Source organism: Nocardia sp. NPDC024068, assembly GCF_040638875.1.
Taxonomy (GTDB): domain Bacteria; phylum Actinomycetota; class Actinomycetes; order Mycobacteriales; family Mycobacteriaceae; genus Nocardia.
Map to the genome: position 1 here is coordinate 162,298 of NZ_JBEZYU010000008.1, position 21,601 is coordinate 183,898.

Below are 21,601 nucleotides of genomic sequence, written 5' to 3' on the forward strand. Positions count from 1 at the left end.
GTGCGCGGTATGAGCGAGGCGGACGCGCGGGTGGGGCGCGGGCAGGTGACCGCGTGGGGGCTGTGGGACTGGGGGTCGTCCGCTTTCCACGCGGTGATCGGGACCTTCGTCTTCGCCGTCTACCTCACCGACAGTGTGGGCGAGGACCTACCCGGCGATATCTCTGCGAGTGCCTGGCTCGGCTGGGCGCTCGGTATCGCGGGCCTGCTGGTGGCCCTGACGGCTCCGGTGACCGGGCAGCGATTCGACGCGACCGCCAACCGTAAACGTTCGCTGGCGATCATGACGGCGGTGACGGTGTGCCTGATAGCGGCCATGTTCTTCGTTCGTGATGATTATCACTATCTCTGGCTGGGGCTGGTACTGCTGGCGCTCGGCCATGTCTTCGTCGAGCTCGCCACCGTGCCCTACAACGCGATGCTGCGCCAGGTGTCCACCCCGGCGACCGTCGGCCGCGTCTCCGGGTTCGGCTGGGCGATGGGCTACTTCGGCGGGATCTTCCTGCTGCTGATCTGCTACTTCGGCTTCATCGCCGGGGACGGCGACGAACGCGGCCTGTTCGGGGTCGCGACCGAGGACGGGCTCAATATCCGGCTGGTGGTGCTGCTGGCCGCGTTGTGGTTCGCGGTGTTCGCGCTGCCGGTGTTCTTCGCGGTTCCGGAGGTCCGGCGTTCCGGTGCCGACCCCGGTGCGGCTTCGGCCGGGTTCCTCGCCTCCTACCGGGTGCTGTGGCGGGATCTGCGCGAACTCTGGGTCCTGGATCGCCGCGTCATCTGGTTTCTGCTGGCCAGCGCGATTTTCCGGGACGGGCTCGCGGGTGTTTTCGCCTTCGGCGCGGTGCTGGCCGTACAGGTCTACGGGATCAGTGATTCCGATGTGCTGCTGTTCGGTATCGCGGCCAATGTCGTGGCGGCGCTGGGTGCGATCGTGGCCGGCCGGTTCGACGATTCGATCGGGCCGAAACGGGTGATCGTGGTGTCGCTGGTCTCGGCGATCGTATGCGGCGGGGCGCTGCTGGTGGTGTCCGGTGCCACCATGTTCTGGATCTTCGGTCTGGGGCTCACCTTGTTCGTGGGCCCGGCGCAGGCCTCGGCCCGGTCGTTCCTCACCCGGCTGACACCGCCCGGCCGGGAAGGTCAGCTGTTCGGGCTCTACACCACCACCGGACGCGCGGCGTCGTTCCTGTCGCCGTCGCTGTTCGGTCTGTTCGTCTGGGGGTTCGGCGCGGACCGGGCCGGGATCGCCGGACTGCTGGTGGTCCTGATCGGCGGGCTGATCGCGCTGCTGCTGGTCCCGGCGCCCGATGATCGGGGCAGCCGGGTGCCGGCCCCGGCATCGGTCGCCTGACCTACGCGTCAGGGTTGCCAGACACCCATACCGAGGGCGATGAGACGGACCTGCGCGATCGTGCGCTCGATGGTCGGCTGCTGCTCGCGGGGTGTGGCCGATACATAGTCGGCGATACCGTCGATCACGGTGACGACCAGCAGGTCGGCCGCGATCTCCAGATCGTCGGGCGACCAGGAGTCCAGGGCGCGGACGCGGGACAGATCGGCCACGAGTTCGCGCACGATCAGTTGTAGTTCGAGAGCGATCGCGGTGCGCAGGGCCGCGGTGCCCCCGCGTTGTTCCCGGATCAGGAAGCCGTACAGCTCCCGTTTGGCGGCGACCTCGCCGAATACGAAACGCACCGTTTCCGATAGGCGGGCGTCGGGCGTGCGGCGCAGCTGCCGTAGCGCCAGGCGTAGTGCCTGCACGCCTTCGTCGACGAGGGTCGCGCCGAGGTCGTCGAGCGAGCCGAAATGGCGGTAGAAGGCTGTCGGGACGATACCGGCCGCCCGGGCGATCTCCCGCAGGCTCAAGGCCCCGAACCCGCGCTCGGCGGCCAGCGCCAGCGTGCCGTCGAGCAGAGCCTGCCGCGTGCGCTCTTTGCGCTCGACTCGGCTCGCTCCCTGATCGGTCATTTCAGTGAGCATACAGCCGTTCACCATCCGTCCCTCGTGTATATGTCGTCCGCGTCACACCGATTCCTGGTTGACAGTTGCATCGGGGTATCCGGCACACTAGTTGAGTGTACATACGTACACTGAAAATGGTTCGAGTACGTGACGCGACCGATGGACGGAGAACTGGCTATGGCGGCCCTTCTCGATCTGGTGCAGACCCTGACCACCCCGCACCCGGTGGACCGGTACCTGGAATTGGTGCGGCCGATGCTCACCGTGCGCGATATGCGGGCGCGCATCGTCGAGGTCGACCGGTCGGTGCCGGGGACCCTCCGCCTCGGGCTGCGCCCGACCCGCCACTGGAGCGGCTTGCGCGCGGGTCAGTTCGTGCAGGTAGGAGTGGTTATCGACGGTGTGCGGCATACGCGTTGCTATTCGCCGGTGAACTCCCAGCACGACCCGCGCCGCCGGCTCGACCTCACCATCCGGGTCCATCCCCACGGGCTGGTGTCGCGATACCTGCACGAGAACGCCCGGGCCGGCGCGATCGTCGATCTGGAACCGGCCTCCGGGGTCTTCCACCTGCCCCAGCGGCGTCCGGAGCGGGTGTTGCTGATCAGCGGCGGGAGCGGGATCACCCCGGTGCTCTCGATGCTGCGCACCCTCGCCGACGAGGGATACGACGGGCCGGTGGTCTTCCTGCACTACGCGCGCTCCCCGGAGTTCGTACCGCATCGGGAAGAACTGGCCGAAATCGCTGCCGCCCATCCGAATATCTCGGTCGAGATGCGGTACCCGGAGTTGGACGGGCGCGGCTTCTCCCACGACGAGCTCACCCGGGTGGCCCCGTGGTTCGCCGATGCGCAGACCTACCTCTGCGGCCCGCCGCCGCTGATGGAGTCGGTGCGGGAGATCTTCGACGAAGAGGGTCTCGGTGAACGCCTGCACACCGAGGAGTTCGTCGCCACGGCCGTCCCGGTCGACAGCGCGGACATACACGGGACAACGACGTTCTCCGCCAGCGGAGTCACCGCGGACAACGCCGGCGAATCGCTGCTGGAGCAGGCCGAAGGCGCGGGCCTGACGCCGGAATTCGGGTGCCGTATGGGCATCTGCCTTTCCTGCACCTCGGTGCGGCGCAGCGGCTGCACCCGCAACCTGCGTACCGGCGAATTGGAATCCGATCCCGACCAGCCGATCCAACTCTGCGTCCAGGCCGCCGTGGGCGACGTGGACATCGATATCTGAGTGCACACCCGTATCCGAGTGGCACCCGAACCAGACATCTGGAAACGAAGGGGACAACGATGACAATCCTCACCGAAACCAAGGACGGACCGCTGGTCCTCTCGCCCGCGGAGGTCGAGGAGATCGGCCGCACCCTCGACGAACTGCGCGACCGGCTGGTCGCCGATCTGGGTGCGCGCGACCGCGAGTACATCTACGACATCATCAAGGCGCAGCGCGGTTTCGAGATCGCCGGGCGCGGCCTGATGTACCTGGGCTTCCTGCCGCCCTTCTGGCTGGCGGGCGTCGCCGCGCTGAGCGTGTCGAAAATCCTCGACAATATGGAGATCGGCCACAACGTCATGCACGGTCAGTACGACTGGATGCGTGAGCCGGGGCTGAACTCGCGAGTGTTCGAATGGGACACCGTCTGCCCGGCGGACCAGTGGAAGCATTCGCACAACTACATGCACCACACCTACACCAACATCCACGGCAAGGACCGCGATATCGGTTACGGGGTGCTGCGTATCGACGAGGGGCAGAAGTGGAACCCGTACTACCTGGGCAACCCGCTGTACGCGTTCCTGCTGATGGTCTTCTTCGAGTGGGGCGTGATGCTGCACGATCTCGAAGCCGACAACATCGTCAAGGGCAAGCGCACCTGGGCGGACCTCAAACCGCTCATCAAGGGCCAGCTCCGGAAATCGGGCCGGCAGGTGCTCAAGGACTATGTCGCCTTCCCGCTGCTGTCGGGTCCTATGTTCCTGTCCACCCTGGCGGGTAACGCGACGGCGAACGTGGTGCGCAACCTGTGGGCCTACTCGATCATCTTCTGCGGCCACTTCCCCTCCGGCGTGCAGTCGTTCACCGAGGACGAGACCGCCGAGGAGACCCGCGGCGAATGGTACGTGCGCCAGATGCTGGGCTCGGCCAATATCTCCGGTAGCCCGCTGTTCCACATCATGTCCGGCAATCTGTCGCATCAGATCGAGCACCACCTGTTCCCCGATCTGCCGGCCAACCGCTACCCGGAGATCGCGCCGGAGGTACGGGCGCTGTGCGAGAAGTTCGGGTTGCCCTACAACACCGGGCCGCTCGGTAAGCAGATCGGTTCGGTGTGGGCCAAGATCTTCCAGCTGGCCCTGCCGCCGCAGCTCACCGAGTCGCGCTTCGCCCGATTCCTGCCCGCTGTACTGCGGAAACGTTCCGAGCCCGGTGTTATCGTGATGCGTCAGCAGAGTCCAACCAAAGCGGGCGTGTGATGATCGGCAAATTCGAGGCCAACAAAGACCTGATCCAGGAACTCACCTCCTCGGGTGCGCGCCGGATCGGCAATATCGCGGGCATCATCACCGGGACCGTCGCCGAGGTGGCCCGTGAGATCGGTGAATGGGTCACCGATGCGATCGAGATGAACGAGGCCGCGGCCGCTGCCCGCCGTGACGCCGCGGACGTGCCGGAGACCGGTGAGCGTCTGCCGGGGGATCCGGACGCCGGCCACCCCGAGGCCGATAGGCCCTCCGGCGTCGTCGACGCGGATCCGGCCGGCCCCGATGTGGTGGACGCGGATGTGGTGGACGCCGATGTGGTCGATGCCGGAACCGCGGACCCCGGCTCTTACGGCAAACGGGACCGATAGGGTCCGGATACCGCCCGGTGCAACGACTCGCACCGGGCGGTTATCCATGAGTTAACCTCTGGATCGTGCCCGCCTACATCTCCTCACCGGAGCTGACCTTCGGTTTCCTGTTCGCGCTCGAGGATCCGGAGCGTATCGCCGAGGTGGTGCGGGACCTCATGGAGCGCAAAACCGTCTCGATCTTCCGATTGGCCCGGCTCTCCGACGATGCCGGACCGCCGGAGCGCTATGTGGTCAACTGGGCCGCCATCCCCCAGATATCCATCACCACCGCCGCGCCGGACCCGGCGGAACTGCGGGCCGAGCGGGTGATGCTGGTCAACGCCTTTCTCGGTGAGGGCGGCGAGGTCCGGTTGTACTCGGCGCAGGGCCGGGCGCCGGAATAGGGCGGTGACCGTAGTTGCCACGATCGTGTTCCCGTGACCGGTGGTGGCCCACCGTTATCGAACTGTAGCCTTGTCGGGGGGACGAGAACGATCGGATGAGCAAGGAGTGGGCGCAGTGGAGAACGTACTACGGCTGCTGATCGTGTTCGGGGGCACGCTGGCCGTGACGATCGCGATCGGCTGGGCAATCGATCGTGGGCTCAAGTTCTGGTCGGCCCGGCATCCCAAGACCGCTGTTCCGGGCATGCTGCGCCGGATGCAGTTGCCCCTGCAGCTGTTCCTCGGGTTCGCCGCGCTGCGGCTCACCTACCCCTTGGCGGAACTGGACCTGAAACAGGACGCCGTCATCCTCAACGTGCTGGCCACCATGGTCACCATGTCGGCGGTCTGGCTGGTGGTCAATATCGCCGACGCCGTCGCCGACGGCCTGCTCAACACCTATTCCCGCCGCGCCCGCGATCCGCGCCGGGTCCGGCAGCTGAACACCCAGTTCACCCTGATCCGCCGGATCACCAGCTCGGTCCTGGCGGTCGCCACCGCCGCCATCGCCATGCTGATCATGTTCCCGGAGTTGCGGGTGCTGGGCACCTCGCTGCTGGCCTCGGCCGGCATCATCGGCATCATCGCCGGTGTGGCCGCCCAGTCCACCCTGAGCAATCTCATGGCGGGTCTGCAGATCGCCTTCGGGGATTCGGTGAAAATCGGCGATACGGTCGTGGTCGAGGGGGAGATGGGCACCGTCGAGGAGATCACGCTGTCCTTCCTCACTGTCCGGATCTGGGACGACCGCCGGCTGACCATGCCGGTCTCCTACTTCAACAGCAAGCCCTACGAGAACTGGTCCCGCGGCGGGCCGGAACTCACCGGCACCGTATTCCTGTACCTGGACCACAGCACCCCGGTAGCCGGGCTGCGGGCACATCTCTACGAGTACCTGAGCGACCATCCCGACTGGGACGGCCGGAGCTGGAATCTGCTGGTCACCGACAGCACCCCCACCGGTATCGAGGTTCGCGCGTCGATGACCGGGCGTGATTCGGACGCGGTGTGGTCGCTGCGCTGTGCCGTGCGCGAGGAACTCATCGGCTGGCTCAACGAGAAGCATCCCGAAGCGCTGCCGCGGATCGCACCCCTGGAGGGGTTCGAGAAGACTCCGGTCCGCTGAGGAGCCGATCGTTTTCGCTGCGCTCCTGATCTCGATGGAGTGTCGGTATCCCACGGGGATCCCGAATGAGTGTGTTATAGCTCACAATTGAGGTACGGCCGCGCTTCATCGGGCGCGGCCGGGACGAGCACACTCGAAGGAGCGTTGATCAATGCCTGCTCCCGCCGGTTATCCGGTCCGGGTCCGCGGCGATCTGGACCCCGCGCTGTCGCGCTGGATGTGGATCGTGAAATGGATTCTGGCCGTACCGCACTACATAATCCTGTTCTTCCTGCACATCGGCTACGCCGTGGTGACGCTGATCGCGTTCTTCGCGATCCTGTTCACCGGCCGGTATCCGCGTGCCCTGTTCGACTACAGCGTGGGGGTGATGCGCTGGTCGTGGCGGGTCTCCTACTACGCCTGGTCACCGGCCGGAACGGATAGATACCCGCCGTTCTCGCTGGCGGTCGACGAGACCTATCCGGCGGATCTCGACGTCGACTACCCGGAGACTCTGCATCGCGGCCTGGTGCTGGTGAAATGGTGGCTGCTGGCGATCCCGCACTATCTGATCATCGGCGGGTTGACCGGCGCCGCCTGGGTGGCCGACTACGACGACGCGGACGGTATGGCCAGCGCCATGGGCGTACCGCTGATCGGAGTGCTCACCCTGGTCGCGCTGATCGGATTGCTGTTCGTCGCCCGCTATTCCCAGGGCCTGTTCGACTTCGTGATGGGTATCAATCGCTGGATGCTGCGCGTACAGGCCTATGCGTCGCTGCTGCGCGACGAGTACCCGCCGTTCCGGCTGGATCAGGGTGCTCGCGACGCTGTCCCCCCGGTCGTGGATACGGAAAAGCCCACCGCCTGACCGGCCGCGGCGTATCCGAACCGGATGGCGCGCTCGAACCGGATACGAAAAAGCCCGAGGGCGCGGAGCCCTCGGGCTTTCTCAGGGTGAGTGACGGGACTCGAACCCGCGACAGCCAGGATCACAACCTGGTGCTCTACCAACTGAACTACACTCACCATCGCCGAATAACACCGGCGGCCTAGATACTAGCGTGTCTACCCCGTCGTTAGCTAATCGGTTTCCGGTGTGGCGGTGACCTGCGCCGATTCGGACTTGCCGGATGCCGGGGGGAAATCCCCCGGTGCCTGGGCGCCGACCTCGGCGGCGATCGTGCCGATCTCCGCCGTCGACGGGCCCGGAGCGGGAACGAAGGCGGTGCGGCGGTAATACCGGAGCTCCCGGATCGACTCCTGGATATCGGCGAGCGCGCGATGGGCCAGACCCTTCTCCGGCTGGCCGAAATAGATCCGCGGATACCAGCGGCGGCACAGCTCCTTGATCGAACTCACATCGATCATCCGGTAGTGGAGGTGCTCGTCGAGGCGCGGCATGTCCCGGGCGATGAAACCGCGATCGGTGGCGATGGAATTGCCGGCCAGCGGTACCGTCCGCGCGGTGGGCGCGTACTGCATGACGTAATCGAGTACCTGCTGCTCGGCCTGGGCCAGTGTGACAGTGGATCGGCGCACTTCGTCGGTGAGTCCCGACCGGGCGTGCATATCGGCGACCACGTCCGGCATCGCGGCGAGCGCCTCGTCGTCGGCGTGGATGACGATATCCACCCCGTCGCCGAGCACATTGAGGTCGCTGTCGGTCACCAGGGCGGCCACTTCGATCAGCTTATCGGCGACCAGGTCGAGCCCGGTCATCTCACAATCCATCCACACGATCAATTTATCGGACACTCGCACCAGCCTAATCAGCCGAACACCGCGTGATGTGCATTCGTGTGCTGTACGGCATACGCCGGGCGTGTGGCGGTGCGGATCCGATATCCGCACCGCCGCGCCTCAGCCGCCCAGTTTCTTGTAGAACGCGCCCGCGATGGGTGCGGTGAACGCCCGCGGGCCGTAGTTACCGGCCGCGCTCATCCCTTTACCGATCACACCGGGGACGACCCGCATCTTGTTCCGGGCGAGGGCGTCGATCGACAGCCGGGCGGTGTGGTCCGACGACACCCACAGTGCGTCGGGAACCATCCGGTCGACCAGGGACGCCTCGGCCGGATCCGGGGTGACGGTGCGGACCGGGCCGGGAGCGAGCAGGGTGATGTGCACGCCCGAACCCTTGAGCTCGCCACGCAGCGATTCGGTGAACGTGTTGGCGAAGGCCTTGCTCGCGGCGTAGGTGGCGTTGTTGGGGATGGGCATGTTCCCGGCCGCCGACCCGCTCACCAGGATTCCGCCCGCGCGGCGGGCAAGCATGCCCGGTAGCACCGCCAGCGTCAGGTCGTGTACGGCCACGGCATTGAGCTCGAGCTGGTCGCGTTCGTAATCGGGATCCAGCTCGGCCAGCGGGCCGAAGGTCGCGATACCGGCGTTGTTGCACAGGATCGAGATATCGCGCCCGGCCAATTCCTCGGACAGCGGCGCGCGCTGTGCGCGGTCGGCGAGATCCACGGCGCGAACCTCCGCGGTGATTCCGTGGGTGCGGGTGAGCCGGTCGGCGAGATCGTCGAGCAGGTCGCCGCGCCGCGCCACCAGTACGAGCGAGTATCCGCGGCGCGCGAGCTCGGTGGCCAGAGCGGTTCCGATACCGGAGGAGGCGCCGGTGACGACGGCGCGGCTATCGGCGGCAGGCGAAGGCAAACCCATGCCGTCACCCTAGGACAGGCATCCGGAGACCGGCTCGCCGCGGCGGCGACCGGAGGGCCTCGGGACCGCGGCGCGGTCCCGAGGCGAAATCCGAACTCTCTGTGCGGCCGGTGTGTTTGGAGTTCTAGGGGAGTGGGTACACCCACTCCGACCGGCCTGAGCAGCTCAGTCGGGTGGGTGGAGCGCCCCCGGCAGGAATCGAACCTGCGACCTAGGGATTAGAAGGCCCTTGCTCTATCCAACTGAGCTACGGAGGCAGTGGTTCCACCATCGCGGACAACGGTCGCGTTGTCCAGCTGAAAAGTGTAGCGATCGTCAGGATCGTTTGTTTTGGGCTGCCCGCAGAACAGCCCGGCCGGGCCCGTCGGGACCCGCCGAACTACCCTCGAACCTATGTCGTCAGCCCGGGCCTCCGCCGCCGAACCAGTTACCGAGGTCGGCGGGCCGGCCGGTACGGCGACGGTCCCGGCAGTGCTGACGGTGGTCGCGGGAGCCTTGGCGGCGCTGGTCGCCGTCGCTGTCGTGAGCCTGTCCGCCGCTGCGGCGCTGAGCCTACTGGGTATACCCGATCCGGGTCCGCTGACGACCTACGGCCTGCCCGCGGTGCGGGCGCTCGCCGACCTGTTCGCCGCCTTGACAGTGGGCGCTCTCCTGTTCGCGGCCTTCCTGGTGCCGCCGCAGCGCAGCGGGCTCCTCGACACCGGCGGTTATCGCGCCGTCCGGCGGGCATCGGTGCTCGCGGCCGCCTGGGCCGTCTGCGCGGCGCTGCTGGTGCCGTTGACGGTATCGGACAGCACCGGAAGGCCGGTGACCGAAATGCTCGCGCCGCAGGATCTGTGGGGCGTGATCGACGAGATCGAGCTCGCCGGGACCTGGCGGCTCACCGCGATCTGCGCCCTGCTCCTGGCCGTGGCCTGCCGCCTGGTCCTGCGCTGGGGATGGACCCCGGTTCTGTTCGCCGCGTCCCTGGCGGCCATGATGCCGCTGGCGCTGACCGGGCATTCGTCCTCGGGTGGCTCCCACGACGTGGCCACCAACAGCCTGATCCTGCACCTGATCGCGGCGGCGGTCTGGGTCGGTGGGCTGATCGCGGTACTTGTCAACGCCCTGCGTGACGGTACGCACACCGATCTCGCTGCCCGCCGGTTCTCACCGGTGGCCGCCGTCTCGTTCGGGGTGCTCGCGGTGAGTGGCGTCGTCAATGCGTGGGTGCGGGTGCCGTTCGACGAGTTGTTCACCAGCACCTACGGCCGGCTGGTCCTGGCCAAGGTCGCGGCGCTGGCCGCGCTCGGCGTCGTCGGCTGGTTCCAGCGGCGGGCCGCGCTCCCGGCTCTGGCGGCCGATCCCGGCGACCGCCGGGCACTGGTGCGTTTCGCCGGGGTGGAGATGTTGCTCTTCGCCGCGACCATGGGTCTGGCCGCGGGACTGGGCCGCACGCCGCCACCCCCGCCGTCCGCCGTGCCGACCCCGGTCGAGGTGGAACTGGGTTACAGCCTCGACGGACCGCCCACCGTGGCGGGACTGCTGTTCGACTGGCGGTTCGATCTCATCTTCGGGACCCTTGCGATCGTGCTGGCCGTGCTGTATCTCCTCGGGGTCCGCCGCCTGCACGCGCGCGGTGACAGCTGGCCCGTGGGCCGGACCGTTGCCTGGCTGCTGGGTTGCGCGGTCCTGCTGTTCACCACCTCGTCGGGGGTGGGCCGGTACGGGCCCGCGATGTTCAGCGTTCATATGGGCGCCCATATGGCGTTGTCGATGCTGACGCCGATCCTGCTGGCGCTCGGAGGTGTGGTGACCCTGGCGTTGCGCGCGCTCCCGGCTGCGGGCCGCGCCGGGCCGCCGGGGCCCCGGGAATGGGTCCTGGCCGCCGTGCACAATCCGGTCTCGCGCCTCCTCACCCATCCGATCGTCGCGTCGGTGGTGTTCGTGGCCGGTTTCTACGCCCTCTATCTCGGCGGTATCTTCGACACCTTCGTCGATTCCCACGCCGCGCATCTGCTGATGAACCTGCACTTCCTGATCAGCGGATACCTCTTCTACTGGGTCGTGATCGGTATCGACCCCAAACCCCGGCGGGTAGAGCCGCTGACCAGGCTGGCGATGGTGTTCGGCTCGCTGCCGTTCCACGCGTTCTTCGGCGTGGTCCTGATGGGGATGAGCACGGTGCTGGGCGGCTGGTTCTATCGCAGCCTGGCGTTGGACTGGCACACTGATCTGCTGGGCGATCAGCGCACCGGCGGCAGCCTCGCATGGGCGAGCGGTGAGGTGCCGCTGGTAGTGGTGATGCTCGCGCTGCTGATCCAATGGTCGCGCAGCGACGAGCGGCTGGCCCGGCGTACCGACCGGGCCGCCGAACGCGACGACAACGCCGAACTCGCCGCGCACAATGCCATGTTCGCCGAATTGGCCAAGCGAGATCGGGCGAGTAGGTAGATGACCGAGCAGAAAACCCCGCTGACGCCCGTGCAACCGTTCCGGCGGATCTACCGGTCGGATGTACGGGCGGCGCGGCGGCGGCTGGGCAGGCATATTCGCAAGACCCCGGTGTTCCACACCGTCGTGCCCGGACCGTTCGGACCGGTGCCGGTGACCTTGAAACTGGAATATCTGCAGCACGGGGGCACCTTCAAGGTCCGCGGCAGCTACAACGCGCTGCTCTCGGAGCGGGTATGCCCGGAACATGTGGTGATCGCCTCCGGCGGGAACGCGGGTATCGCGGCGGCGCTGGCCGCGGCCGGTATGGGTAAGAACTGCACCGTGGTGGTCCCCGAATCGGCACCGCATACGAAGGTCGCGGCGATGTGGTCGCACGGCGCCGAGGTGCGGTGGTACGGCACCACCTACGCGGAGGCCTACGAGCACGCCTGTGAGATCACCGCCGAGCGGGGCGCGCTGCAACTGCACGCCTACGATCTGCCCGCCGTGGTGGCCGGGGCGGGTGTGATCGGGCTGGAGATCGAGGAACAGGTCCGCGGCCGGCCGCCGGTTCTGGTCGCCGTCGGCGGTGGCGGTCTGATCGGCGGGATCGCCGCGGCCGGCGGCCGCCGGCGCGAGATCGTGGGAGTGGAGCCGGAGGGGATCCCGACCCTGCACCGGGCCTTGGCAGCCGGGAAACCGGTCGATGTGGACGTATCGAGTATCACCGCCGACGCGCTCGGGGCCTCGCGGATCGGCGAGATCTCCTTCGATGTGGCCCGTCGCTACGGCGTGCGATCCGTGCTGGTCACCGATGACGCGATCACCGAGGCCCGGGAGTATCTCTGGCGGGAGTTCCGGATCGTGGTGGAACTGGCCGGAGCGGTGGCGCTCGCGGCGATCCTCAGCGGCGCGTACGTGCCGGCGGAGGGGGAGCGCCCGGTGGTGGTGCTGTGCGGGGCGAACACCGAACTGCCGGTGCTCTGACGGCCCGGTTTCCGGCCGGTCGGTGATCGGCCCGCGCGGGTTGTCCACAGGAATGACGGGGCGGGGAAGTTGTCCACAGATGTCGTTCGCGCTCTCCGCGGCTCCGCCGGGCGGGCGAGGATGGAGTCGTTCCCGGACCGCGGGGCCGGCCCGGCCCGGACGCGCCGGGTCAGGACGAAGGGGTGGATATGTACGAAGCAGTGGCGACGGTGGTGGGTACGGTGGTCACCGAACCCGTGAAACGTGAGCTGCCGAGTGGGGAGCAGACGGTCAGCTTCCGGCTGGCCAGTGCCGCCCGGCGGCTGGATCGCGATTCCGGTGAATGGGTGGACAATGGGATCCTGTTCCTCACGGTGAGCTGCTGGCGGCGGCTGGTCGCGGGGGTGGATGCCTCCATCCGGCGCGGCGATCCGGTGATCGTGCAGGGTCAGCTCCGGTCGAACGAGTACCGTACCCGGGAGGGCGCCGAGCGCCGTGACCTCGAGATGCGGGCGCATACGGTGGGGCCGGATCTCACCCGCTGCACCGCCCGGGTAACGCGCCGGCGGTCCGGGAATACCCCGGTCACCGGGAATAATTCCGCCGGGTCCCACGCTGGGGAAACCGGACCCGGGGGTGTGGGGGACCAGGACGAAACGCCGGCGGTGCCGCCGGCCCGGGACGACCGGGCCGCGAACGCCGACGTATGAAACCAGACCGATGTTCGACGGATAGGGTGATCGCCATGGCTGAGTTCATTTACCAAATGAAGAAGGTTCGTAAGGCGCACGGCGATAAAGTCGTGCTCGACGATGTCACCTTGAACTTCCTTCCCGGCGCCAAGATCGGCGTCGTCGGCCCCAACGGCGCCGGTAAATCCAGCGTGCTGAAGATCATGGCCGGACTGGACCAGCCGAACAACGGCGAAGCCTTTCTCGCGCCCGGCGCCAGTGTCGGCATCCTGCAGCAGGAACCGCCGCTGAACGAGGAGAAGACGGTCCGCGGGAACGTCGAGGAGGGCCTCGGCGAAATCAAGGTCAAACTCGACCGGTTCAACGAGATCGCCGAACTCATGGCCACCGACTACTCCGACGAGCTCATGGACGAAATGGGCAAACTGCAGGAGGATCTCGACCACGCCGATGCCTGGGATCTGGATTCCCAGCTGGAGCAGGCCATGGACGCGCTGCGGTGTCCGCCGCCGGAGGAATCGGTCACCAACCTTTCCGGTGGTGAGCGGCGCCGGGTGGCGCTGTGCAAATTGCTGCTGAGCAAACCCGATCTGCTGCTGCTGGACGAGCCGACCAACCACCTCGACGCCGAGAGCGTGCTGTGGCTGGAACAGTTCCTGGCGCAGTACCCCGGCGCGGTCCTGGCCGTCACCCACGACCGGTACTTCCTCGACAACGTCGCCGGCTGGATCCTGGAACTCGACCGTGGCCGGGCGATCGGCTACGAGGGCAACTACTCCACCTACCTGGAGAAGAAGGCCGAGCGCCTGGCGGTGCAGGGTAAGAAGGACCAGAAGCTGCAGAAGCGCCTCAAGGACGAACTCGCCTGGGTGCGTTCCGGCGCCAAGGCCCGGCAGGCCAAGAACAAGGCGCGCCTGGGTCGCTACGAGGAGATGGCGGCCGAGGCCGAGAAGATGCGGAAGCTGGACTTCGAGGAGCTCCAGATCCCGGCCGGTCCCCGCCTGGGCAGTGTGGTGGTCGAGGTCGAACATCTGGACAAGGGCTTCGGCGACCGGCAGCTGATCAAGGATCTGTCGTTCACTCTGCCCCGCAACGGGATCGTCGGCGTGATCGGCCCGAACGGTGTGGGTAAGACCACCCTGTTCAAGACGATCGTCGGTCTGGAGGAGCCGGACAGCGGCACGGTGAAGGTCGGCGAGACGGTCCAGTTGAGCTATGTCGACCAGTCCCGCTCCGGTATCGATCCGAACAAGACGGTATGGCAGGTGGTTTCCGACGGACTCGACTACATCGAGGTCGGTCAGCAGGAGATGCCGTCCCGGGCCTATGTGAGCGCGTTCGGATTCAAGGGCCCTGATCAGCAGAAGCCGGCCGGGGTGCTCTCCGGCGGTGAACGCAACCGGCTGAACCTGGCGCTCACGCTCAAGCAGGGCGGCAACCTGATCCTGCTCGACGAGCCCACCAACGACCTGGATGTGGAAACGCTCGGCTCGCTGGAGAACGCCCTGGAGCATTTCCCGGGCTGCGCCGTGGTTATTTCCCACGATCGGTGGTTCCTGGACCGCACCTGCACGCATATCCTCGCGTGGGAAGGTGACGCCGATAACGAAGCCAAGTGGTTCTGGTTCGAGGGCAACTTCGAAGCCTACGAGGCCAACAAGATCGAACGCCTCGGTCCGGAAGCCGCACGGCCCCATCGCGTGACACATCGCAAGCTGACCCGCGGGTAACGCCGCGGCTCTTTTCCCGCTACCAGGGTTCGGGACTACCCTCGGGACCGGCAACGGTGTGTCCGAGAACATCCGCATTCAAGGGAGTGGGAAATGACGGTCTCGTCCGAATTGTCCAGCGAGGCATGGGTTGCCGAACTGCCGGACGGGCTCCGAGCCGGACTCGGCGCGTTGGAGGACGGTTACTTCCGGCACGTCGGGACCGACGACGCGGACTGCGAGATCACCGCTCCCACCCTCACCTTCCGGGCCCATCTCGCCCTGGCCCTGACCCGGCAGCCGGGTCAGGGCCTGGTGCGGGCGCACCATCCGGACGACGGATCCGGTCTGGGCGCCGCGGTGCAGATCGTGACCGACGATATGCCGATGCTCGTCGATTCGGTGACGGCGCTTTTCAGCCGGATGGGCGCCACGGTCAGCGAGGTCATCCACCCCATCGTCACCGTTGAGCGTGATGCCGACGGCCGGTTGGTCGCGGCGCGTCCGCACGAGGCCGGCCGAGGTCGCAACGGGACGGCGGCCGGTCGCGAATCCTGGATCCATCTCCAGTTACATCCGGCCACCGGTGTGGAACTGCTCGCCGAGATCGCCGCGGCCGTACCCGAAGTCATCGACGATGTGCGACGGGTCAGCCGCGATACCGGCGCCATCGAGGCCCGGCTCGGTGAGCTGGCGGCGGGGCTCGACGGCGCCGATGCCGCAGTGGTCGCAGAGGCCGATATCGAGCCGTCCGAATGCGCGCGGCTGTTGCGCTGGATGGCCCACGGTAATTTCACCGTTCTCGGGTACATCCGATACCGCTACGAGCCGGGTGAGTCGGTTCCGGTTCCGGTGGACGATTCCGGGCTCGGCGTCCTGCATCCCGATGCCGGCTCCGGATTCCAGGTGCCGGTCAATACCGGCGCGCGGCCGCTGCTGCGGATGACCCAGGGCTTGGTCCCGGTGACCATGCAACGTGCCGTGCACCCGTATTTCATCGGTGTGGCCGATCTCGGCAGCAGCGGTGAGGTCCATGGTGAACACCTTTTCCTCGGTGTTTTCACGGTGACGGCGCTGCACGAGAACGTGCTGGACATCCCGGTGGTGGGGCAGCGGGTGCTCTCGGCGATCGAGGGCAGCGGATTCGCTCTCGATTCGTTCTCCGGGCAGGCCATGCTCGAGGTGATGCAGGGCTTTCCCCGGCCCGAACTGTTCTCCTCCGACGCCACGACCCTGCGTCGTGTCGCGGGCGCGGTTCTCAATGTGGGCCTGCGCCGTCAGGTGCGCCTGTTCCTCCGGGTCGACCCGTACGGGCGCTTCGTCGCCGCCATGGTGTATTTGCCGCGGGACCGCTACACGACCGCCGTCCGCCTGGAAATCCAGGACATCCTGGTCCGCGAACTCGGCGGCGCCTCCATCGACTATTCGGCGCGGGTGAGCGAAAGCGAACTCGCCAGTGTGTACTTCACCATCCGTATGCCGGGTGCCGTCGATGCCGACCCGGTGCGGATCTCCTCGGCCGAGGAGATCTCGGAGCCCGAACGGCTGCGTATCCAGAATCTGCTGGCCGAAGCGAGCCGCACCTGGGACGATCACCTCAACGACGCGGTGAGCAGTTCCACCGTGCTCGACCCGCGGATCGTGCGCCGCTACTGCGAAGCGTTCCCCGAGGGCTACAAGCAGGACTTCACCGCGCGACGGGCGCTGGCCGATATCGACCGGCTGGAGCGGCTGACGGCCGGCGGAATCGACCAGCACCTCTACCGGACGGCCGACGCACCCGCCGGTTGCTGGCGCTTCACCCTCTACATCGGCGGTGGCGCGATCTCGCTGAGCCAGGTGCTGCCCGTGCTGCAGAGCCTCGGCGTGGAGGTCCTCGACGAGCGGCCGTACCGGATCCGGCGTGAAGCCGACGGACGCAAAACCGACCAGGAACGACGCAGTGCCGACCAGGAACACTGGATCTACGATTTCGGCCTGCAGGCGAACCCGGAGCTGCTGCGTGGCGCGGTCGACCAGGATCTCGACGCCGAATTGCTCGAGGTGGCGCCCGATACGCTCACCCGGCCGGAGACCGTCGCCGCGACGGCCGCGCGGGTGCGCGATCGGTTTACCGCCGCGTTCGACGCCCTCTGGTACGGGCGGGCCGAGGCCGACGGCCTCAATGAACTCGTGCTGCGGGCCGGGCTGGACTGGCGTGAGGTCGCCGTGCTGCGGACCTACGCGAAATACCTGCGGCAGGCCGGTTTTCCGTACAGCCAATTCAATATCGCGCGGGTGTTGCACACCTATCCGGACACCGCACGTCTGTTCGCCGCGCTCTTCGCCGCCCGGTTCGATCCGGACGATCATTCGGCTGAGCGCTGCGACGAACTCGAACAGCGCGTACGCGACCGCATCGATGAGGTCGTCAGCCTGGACGCCGACCGCATCCTGCGTGCCATTCTCGGGCTGATCCGGGCCACGCTGCGCACGAACTACTACGTCACCGACAGCGACGGCCTGGCCCGCGATTTCATCTCCGTGAAGGTCGAGCCGCAGGAGATCGCCGAACTGCCGCAGCCGCGGCCGAAGTACGAGATTTTCGTGTATTCGCCGCGGGTGGAGGGTGTGCATCTGCGGTTCGGTGCGGTGGCGCGTGGTGGTTTGCGGTGGTCGGATCGGCTGGAGGATTTCCGGACCGAGATTCTGGGTTTGGTGAAGGCGCAGGCGGTGAAGAATGCGGTGATCGTGCCGGTGGGTGCGAAGGGTGGTTTCGTGGTGAAGCGCCCGCCCGCCGCCACCGGCGACGCCGCGGTGGACCGCCAGGCCCGGATGGCCGAGGGCGTGGAGTGCTATCGCACGTTCATCTCGGGCCTGCTGGATATCACCGATAACGTCGACCTCGCCGGTGGGCAGGTGCTGCCGCCGGACCGGGTGGTGCGCCGCGACGGTGACGATACGTATCTGGTGGTGGCGGCCGACAAGGGTACGGCGACGTTCTCCGATATCGCCAATGATGTGGCGGGGCGGTACGGGTTCTGGCTGGGCGATGCGTTCGCGTCGGGTGGTTCGGCGGGGTATGACCACAAGGCGATGGGTATTACCGCGCGGGGTGCGTGGGAGAGTGTGAAGCGGCACTTCGCGGAAATGGGAATCGACACGCAGTCGCAGGATTTCACCACGGTCGGTGTCGGCGATATGAGTGGCGACGTGTTCGGCAACGGGATGTTGTTGTCGGAGCATATCCGCCTGGTGGCCGCCTTCGACCATCGTCATATCTTCCTGGACCCGGACCCGGATGCCGCCTCCTCTTTCGCGGAGCGGAGCCGGATGTTCGGATTGGCCCGGTCGAGCTGGGCGGATTACGATCGGTCGCTGATCAGCGCGGGTGGCGGCGTCTACGACCGTACGGTGAAATCGGTGCCGATCAGCCCGCAGACGCGGGTCGCCCTCGGACTGGGCGACGACGTCGTATCGCTCTCGCCGCCGGAATTGATCCGGGCCATTCTCCTCGCCCCCGTGCAGCTGCTGTGGAACGGCGGTATCGGCACCTATATCAAGGCGAGCAACGAAACCAACGCGGACGCCGGCGACAAATCCAATGATGCCGTCCGGGTGAATGCGGACAAACTCCGCGTCAAGGTGATCGGTGAGGGCGGCAACCTCGGTGTGACCGCACTCGGCCGGATCGAGTTCTGCCGCAACGGCGGAAAGATGAATACCGACGCGCTGGACAATTCCGCGGGCGTGGATTGCTCGGACCACGAGGTGAACATCAAGGTTCTGCTCGACGGTGTGGTGTCGGCGGGGGAACTGGAAATCGCCGACCGTAATCCGCTGCTCGCCGAAATGACCGACGAGGTCGCCCGGATGGTGCTGGAGGACAATGTCTCCCAGAACTACGTGATGGGGATCTCCCGGGCCGAGGCAACCGGCATGCTCAATGTGCACCGGCGCCTGATCGAGGATCTGGAGACCCGCCGCGGCCTGGACCGTGAGTTGGAGGCCCTGCCCAGCGATATCGTGCTCAAACGCCGCCTCGAGGAAGGCAGCGGGCTGGCGTCACCGGAACTGGCCAACCTGCTGGCCCATGTGAAACTTGCGCTCAAGGCCGATCTGCTGTCCGGTGATCTGCCCGACAGCGCGCATTTCGCGGCCCGGCTGCCCGAATACTTCCCGACGCCCCTGCGGGAGCGGTTCGGTTCCGCGATCAAGAAGCACCGGCTGCGTCGCGAGATCGTGACAACCCTGATCGCGAACGAGGTGGTGGATTACGGCGGGGTCACCTACACCTTCCGGCTCGGCGAGGAGATCGGCGCGACCGCCACCGATACCGTGCGCGCGTTCACCGCGGTCACCGATATCTTCGGGCTGCACGACGTCTGGGCGCGTATCCGTGCCGCCGACGCGTCGGTGGGTGTGCGCGATCAGCTCGAACTGGAGACCAAGCGCACCCTGGACCGCGCGTCGCGCTGGCTGCTCACCAACCGGCCCCAGCCCATCGCCGTGGGCGCCGAGATCAACCGCTACCGCGAGGGCGTGCGGGAACTGGCTCCGCAGGTGCCCGGCTGGCTGCGCGGACACCATGTGACCACCTTGACCGACCATGCCGCCGATCTCATCGCGCACGGCGCTCCGCTGGATCTGGCTACCGAGGTCTTCGGGCTGCTGCACCTGTTCCCGCTGCTCGATGTGCTCGATATCGCCGATATCACCGACCGCTCGGGTGCCGAGGTCGGTGCCCTCTACTACGCGCTGAACGAGCATCTGAAGATCGACTGGCTGCTCGAGGCGGTCAGCCATCTCGAGCGCGGCGACCGCTGGCACGCGCTGGCGCGGCTCGCGTTGCGCGACGATATGTACAGTTCGCTGCGATCGCTCACCCTCGATGTGCTCTCCGGCGGCGACCCGGAGGAGAGCGCGGACGAGAAGATTGCATACTGGGAGTCCAAGAATCAGTCCCGGCTCGGTCGCGCACGCGCGGCGCTGGCGGAATTGTTCGAGTCCGGAACCCACGATCTCGCCACGCTGTCGGTTGCGGCGCGGCAGGTGCGCAGCATGGTGAGTGGGGTGGGCGCCCAATCGGAGGTACCACGGTGACGAACGCTGTTTCCCGCAACGGTGAGGAGACCGGGGTGGTCGCGGCCGCCCCGGCGCGCCGCTTCCATACCTCGGTGCATGTGCGCTGGTCGGATATGGACGTCTTCCAGCACGTGAACCATGCCCGGATGGTCACCCTCCTGGAGGAGGCGCGGATTCCGTGGCTGTTCGGGGACGACCGGCCCACCGTCGCCCTGCGCGACGGCTGTGTGCTGGTCGACCTGCACGTGAAATATCGGAGCCAGTTGCGGCACGAGGACACCCCGCTGGATATCGCCATGTGGATCGAGCGGTTGCGGGCCGTCGATTTCACGGTCGCCTACGAGGTGCGTGCCGCCGGCTCCGCACCGGGCACCCCGGCAGCCGTCACCGCCACCACCCAGCTGGCGGCCTTCGATATCGATTCCCAGCGCCTGCGCCGCCTCAGCCTGCCCGAGCGTGACTATCTGGCGCAGTGGAAGGCCGAATGACGCGCGCGGGGGTTCCGAGCCGATCGTGATGTCCGAACATCGGGTCCTGACTGTGTCGGACCCGGCAGAACGCGAGAATCTGGCCACCTTCCTCACCCGGGCGCAGCGCCTGGATCCGGCGGTGGTGGTGCGGTTGCGCCGGCGCGGAGAGGGCCGGGTGGCGGCCTGGGTGGCCACCGGATTCGAGGCGCTGGCGACCCGGACCGTCGGCGCCGAACTCGGCGTCGACGATGTCACAGTCGGCGCCGACACCGTACTGGCCGGGTTGGCCTCGCCGGGTCCGACGGACCTCGGTTTCTCCGTCGATTCCGCCTGGCGCGGCGCCCTGCCCCCCGGCAGCGGGTTCGCGCACATCGACGACCTCCCGGCCCGCACGCTGGTGGAACTGGCCGAACGGGGCGCGGATCTGGCGAAGGAGCACGGCTCCAATCACGGCCCACCCGCCTCCCTGCTCGACCAGACCGTGCTCACGGTCTCGGCAGCCGCAGAACAGGTGGAGGTGCCGATGCGGGTGGTTTTCGCGCTCACCGCCATGGACTTCATCCCGCACTCCGGCGACCGCGCCGATTCCGGCCGCATCCAACCCGGTGAGCTGGTCCGGGTCCGCGCCAGCCGCACCTGGCTCCGTTTGGACGCCCGCTATGGGTCAGTAGCCCGCCGTAGGGCGGGCGGGTTGTCACTGACCCCGAATTGACCCACCTGCACCGTTCCGGGGAGTGCAACGCACCAACCATAGGTTGCGGCTTTTGAGCACTTCCAGGATCACGGAACCCGCCCAGGTGTTCAGGCAGGCTTGCTCGTGAAGGTGGGGTGGTGGCGTTGCTTGTGGGGGTGGGGTGGGTGATGTTGCTCGCGAAGGGTGGGGAGGTGATGTTGCTTGTGGAGGTGGGGAGGTGACGTTGCTCGCGAAGGTGGGGAGGTGATGTTGCTTGTGGAGGTGGGGAGGTGACGTTGCTCGTGAAGGTGGGGAGGTGATGTTGCTTGTGGAGGTGGGGCAGGTGACGTTGCTCGCGAAGGTGGGGAGGTGATGTTGCTCGTGAAGGGGGCTGGTGACGTTGCTCGCGAAGGTGGGGAGGTGACGTTGCCCGCGAAGGGGGCAGGTGACGTTGCCCGCGAAGGTGGGGCAGGTGACCTTGCTCGTCAAGGTGCTGTGTTTATTGGCGCGCTGGCGCGCGCGGGGTTCGGCCCCCGAAGCGTCTGCTGTCAGCCCTCGAGACTCGCGGCTGCGCCGCCTCGCTTCGAGGGCTGACAG

The 21,601-nt window shown here is 67.1% G+C and carries 17 protein-coding genes and 2 tRNA genes; 14 read left to right on the plus strand and 5 right to left on the minus strand.

Features of this window, described 5'->3' with window-relative positions:
- Positions 1-9: 9 nt before the first annotated feature.
- Complete coding sequence (locus AB0F41_RS11250; protein WP_357422659.1) at positions 10-1,347, plus strand: MFS transporter; 1,338 nt, start codon at positions 10-12, stop codon at positions 1,345-1,347.
- Positions 1,348-1,355: 8 nt separating this feature from the next.
- Here AB0F41_RS11250 and AB0F41_RS11255 read toward each other — a convergent pair whose 3' ends face one another.
- Positions 1,356-1,964 carry a TetR family transcriptional regulator gene (locus AB0F41_RS11255; protein ID WP_357422660.1) on the minus strand — a complete coding sequence of 203 codons (609 nt, stop codon included), beginning with the start codon at positions 1,962-1,964 and terminating at the stop codon, positions 1,356-1,358.
- A 171-nt stretch (positions 1,965-2,135) separates the two neighbouring features.
- On the opposite strand from AB0F41_RS11255, the gene AB0F41_RS11260 reads away from it, so the two are divergent.
- From AB0F41_RS11260 to AB0F41_RS11285, 6 genes are all read left to right on the plus strand, one after another.
- On the plus strand, positions 2,136-3,194 hold the full coding sequence (locus tag AB0F41_RS11260) for an FAD-binding oxidoreductase (RefSeq protein ID WP_357422661.1): 1,059 nt from the start codon (positions 2,136-2,138) through the stop codon (positions 3,192-3,194).
- A gap of 59 nt (positions 3,195-3,253) precedes the next feature.
- Positions 3,254-4,438, plus strand: a complete 1,185-nt coding sequence (locus AB0F41_RS11265) for an acyl-CoA desaturase (protein WP_357422662.1) — start codon at positions 3,254-3,256, stop codon at positions 4,436-4,438.
- Positions 4,438-4,815 carry a hypothetical protein gene (locus AB0F41_RS11270; protein WP_357422682.1) on the plus strand — a complete coding sequence of 126 codons (378 nt, stop codon included), beginning with the start codon at positions 4,438-4,440 and terminating at the stop codon, positions 4,813-4,815. The genes AB0F41_RS11265 and AB0F41_RS11270 overlap by 1 nt, the downstream gene beginning before the upstream one ends.
- A gap of 65 nt (positions 4,816-4,880) precedes the next feature.
- The gene (locus tag AB0F41_RS11275; RefSeq protein WP_357422663.1) at positions 4,881-5,201 is read left to right on the plus strand and encodes a hypothetical protein; all 321 of its coding nucleotides are present in this window, start codon (positions 4,881-4,883) and stop codon (positions 5,199-5,201) included.
- 115 nt (positions 5,202-5,316) lie between these two features.
- Positions 5,317-6,366: a mechanosensitive ion channel domain-containing protein gene (locus AB0F41_RS11280; protein WP_357422664.1), complete on the plus strand. Its 1,050-nt coding sequence runs from the start codon at positions 5,317-5,319 to the stop codon at positions 6,364-6,366.
- Positions 6,367-6,517: 151 nt separating this feature from the next.
- The gene (locus AB0F41_RS11285; protein WP_357422665.1) at positions 6,518-7,219 is read left to right on the plus strand and encodes a DUF4389 domain-containing protein; all 702 of its coding nucleotides are present in this window, start codon (positions 6,518-6,520) and stop codon (positions 7,217-7,219) included.
- A gap of 85 nt (positions 7,220-7,304) precedes the next feature.
- Here AB0F41_RS11285 and AB0F41_RS11290 read toward each other — a convergent pair.
- From AB0F41_RS11290 to AB0F41_RS11305, 4 genes are all read right to left on the minus strand, one after another.
- Positions 7,305-7,377: transfer RNA gene (locus tag AB0F41_RS11290), tRNA-His, on the minus strand.
- Positions 7,378-7,431: 54 nt separating this feature from the next.
- Entirely contained in the window at positions 7,432-8,106 is a 675-nt protein-coding gene (gene orn, locus AB0F41_RS11295; protein WP_357422666.1) for an oligoribonuclease, read from the minus strand.
- 105 nt (positions 8,107-8,211) lie between these two features.
- Positions 8,212-9,015, minus strand: a complete 804-nt coding sequence (gene cmrA, locus AB0F41_RS11300; RefSeq protein ID WP_357422667.1) for a mycolate reductase — start codon at positions 9,013-9,015, stop codon at positions 8,212-8,214.
- 183 nt (positions 9,016-9,198) lie between these two features.
- Positions 9,199-9,272: transfer RNA gene (locus tag AB0F41_RS11305), tRNA-Arg, on the minus strand.
- A gap of 136 nt (positions 9,273-9,408) precedes the next feature.
- Between AB0F41_RS11305 and AB0F41_RS11310 the strand changes: the two genes are divergently transcribed.
- The 7 genes from AB0F41_RS11310 (at position 9,409) to AB0F41_RS11340 (ending at position 21,043) form a co-directional block, all read left to right on the plus strand.
- The gene (locus AB0F41_RS11310; protein WP_357422668.1) at positions 9,409-11,448 is read left to right on the plus strand and encodes a cytochrome c oxidase assembly protein; all 2,040 of its coding nucleotides are present in this window, start codon (positions 9,409-9,411) and stop codon (positions 11,446-11,448) included.
- The gene (locus tag AB0F41_RS11315; RefSeq protein WP_357422669.1) at positions 11,449-12,417 is read left to right on the plus strand and encodes a threonine/serine dehydratase; all 969 of its coding nucleotides are present in this window, start codon (positions 11,449-11,451) and stop codon (positions 12,415-12,417) included. It begins immediately after the preceding gene.
- Positions 12,418-12,605: 188 nt separating this feature from the next.
- Positions 12,606-13,106, plus strand: a complete 501-nt coding sequence (locus tag AB0F41_RS11320; protein WP_357422670.1) for a single-stranded DNA-binding protein — start codon at positions 12,606-12,608, stop codon at positions 13,104-13,106.
- Between the two features lie 35 nt (positions 13,107-13,141).
- On the plus strand, positions 13,142-14,818 hold the full coding sequence (ettA, locus tag AB0F41_RS11325) for an energy-dependent translational throttle protein EttA (RefSeq protein WP_357422671.1): 1,677 nt from the start codon (positions 13,142-13,144) through the stop codon (positions 14,816-14,818).
- Between the two features lie 93 nt (positions 14,819-14,911).
- Positions 14,912-19,879: an NAD-glutamate dehydrogenase gene (locus AB0F41_RS11330; protein WP_357422672.1), complete on the plus strand. Its 4,968-nt coding sequence runs from the start codon at positions 14,912-14,914 to the stop codon at positions 19,877-19,879.
- Positions 19,880-19,914: 35 nt separating this feature from the next.
- On the plus strand, positions 19,915-20,349 hold the full coding sequence (locus AB0F41_RS11335; protein ID WP_357422683.1) for a thioesterase family protein: 435 nt from the start codon (positions 19,915-19,917) through the stop codon (positions 20,347-20,349).
- Positions 20,350-20,377: 28 nt separating this feature from the next.
- Entirely contained in the window at positions 20,378-21,043 is a 666-nt protein-coding gene (locus AB0F41_RS11340) for a hypothetical protein (RefSeq protein WP_357422673.1), read from the plus strand.
- Positions 21,044-21,601: the final 558 nt, after the last annotated feature.

What these genes read in the sequence shown, in the direction of transcription:
- ettA (WP_357422671.1), top strand. Translation starts at nt 13,142, where the DNA reads ATGGCTGAGTTCATTTACCAAATGAAGAAGGTTCGTAAGGCGCACGGC.
- cmrA (WP_357422667.1), bottom strand. Translation starts at nt 9,015, where the DNA reads ATGGGTTTGCCTTCGCCTGCCGCCGATAGCCGCGCCGTCGTCACCGGC.
- AB0F41_RS11320 (WP_357422670.1), top strand. Translation starts at nt 12,606, where the DNA reads ATGTACGAAGCAGTGGCGACGGTGGTGGGTACGGTGGTCACCGAACCC.
- AB0F41_RS11270 (WP_357422682.1), top strand. Translation starts at nt 4,438, where the DNA reads ATGATCGGCAAATTCGAGGCCAACAAAGACCTGATCCAGGAACTCACC.
- AB0F41_RS11310 (WP_357422668.1), top strand. Translation starts at nt 9,409, where the DNA reads ATGTCGTCAGCCCGGGCCTCCGCCGCCGAACCAGTTACCGAGGTCGGC.
- AB0F41_RS11285 (WP_357422665.1), top strand. Translation starts at nt 6,518, where the DNA reads ATGCCTGCTCCCGCCGGTTATCCGGTCCGGGTCCGCGGCGATCTGGAC.
- AB0F41_RS11265 (WP_357422662.1), top strand. Translation starts at nt 3,254, where the DNA reads ATGACAATCCTCACCGAAACCAAGGACGGACCGCTGGTCCTCTCGCCC.
- AB0F41_RS11250 (WP_357422659.1), top strand. Translation starts at nt 10, where the DNA reads ATGAGCGAGGCGGACGCGCGGGTGGGGCGCGGGCAGGTGACCGCGTGG.
- AB0F41_RS11260 (WP_357422661.1), top strand. Translation starts at nt 2,136, where the DNA reads ATGGCGGCCCTTCTCGATCTGGTGCAGACCCTGACCACCCCGCACCCG.
- AB0F41_RS11330 (WP_357422672.1), top strand. Translation starts at nt 14,912, where the DNA reads ATGACGGTCTCGTCCGAATTGTCCAGCGAGGCATGGGTTGCCGAACTG.
- AB0F41_RS11255 (WP_357422660.1), bottom strand. Translation starts at nt 1,964, where the DNA reads ATGACCGATCAGGGAGCGAGCCGAGTCGAGCGCAAAGAGCGCACGCGG.
- AB0F41_RS11340 (WP_357422673.1), top strand. Translation starts at nt 20,378, where the DNA reads ATGTCCGAACATCGGGTCCTGACTGTGTCGGACCCGGCAGAACGCGAG.
- AB0F41_RS11315 (WP_357422669.1), top strand. Translation starts at nt 11,449, where the DNA reads ATGACCGAGCAGAAAACCCCGCTGACGCCCGTGCAACCGTTCCGGCGG.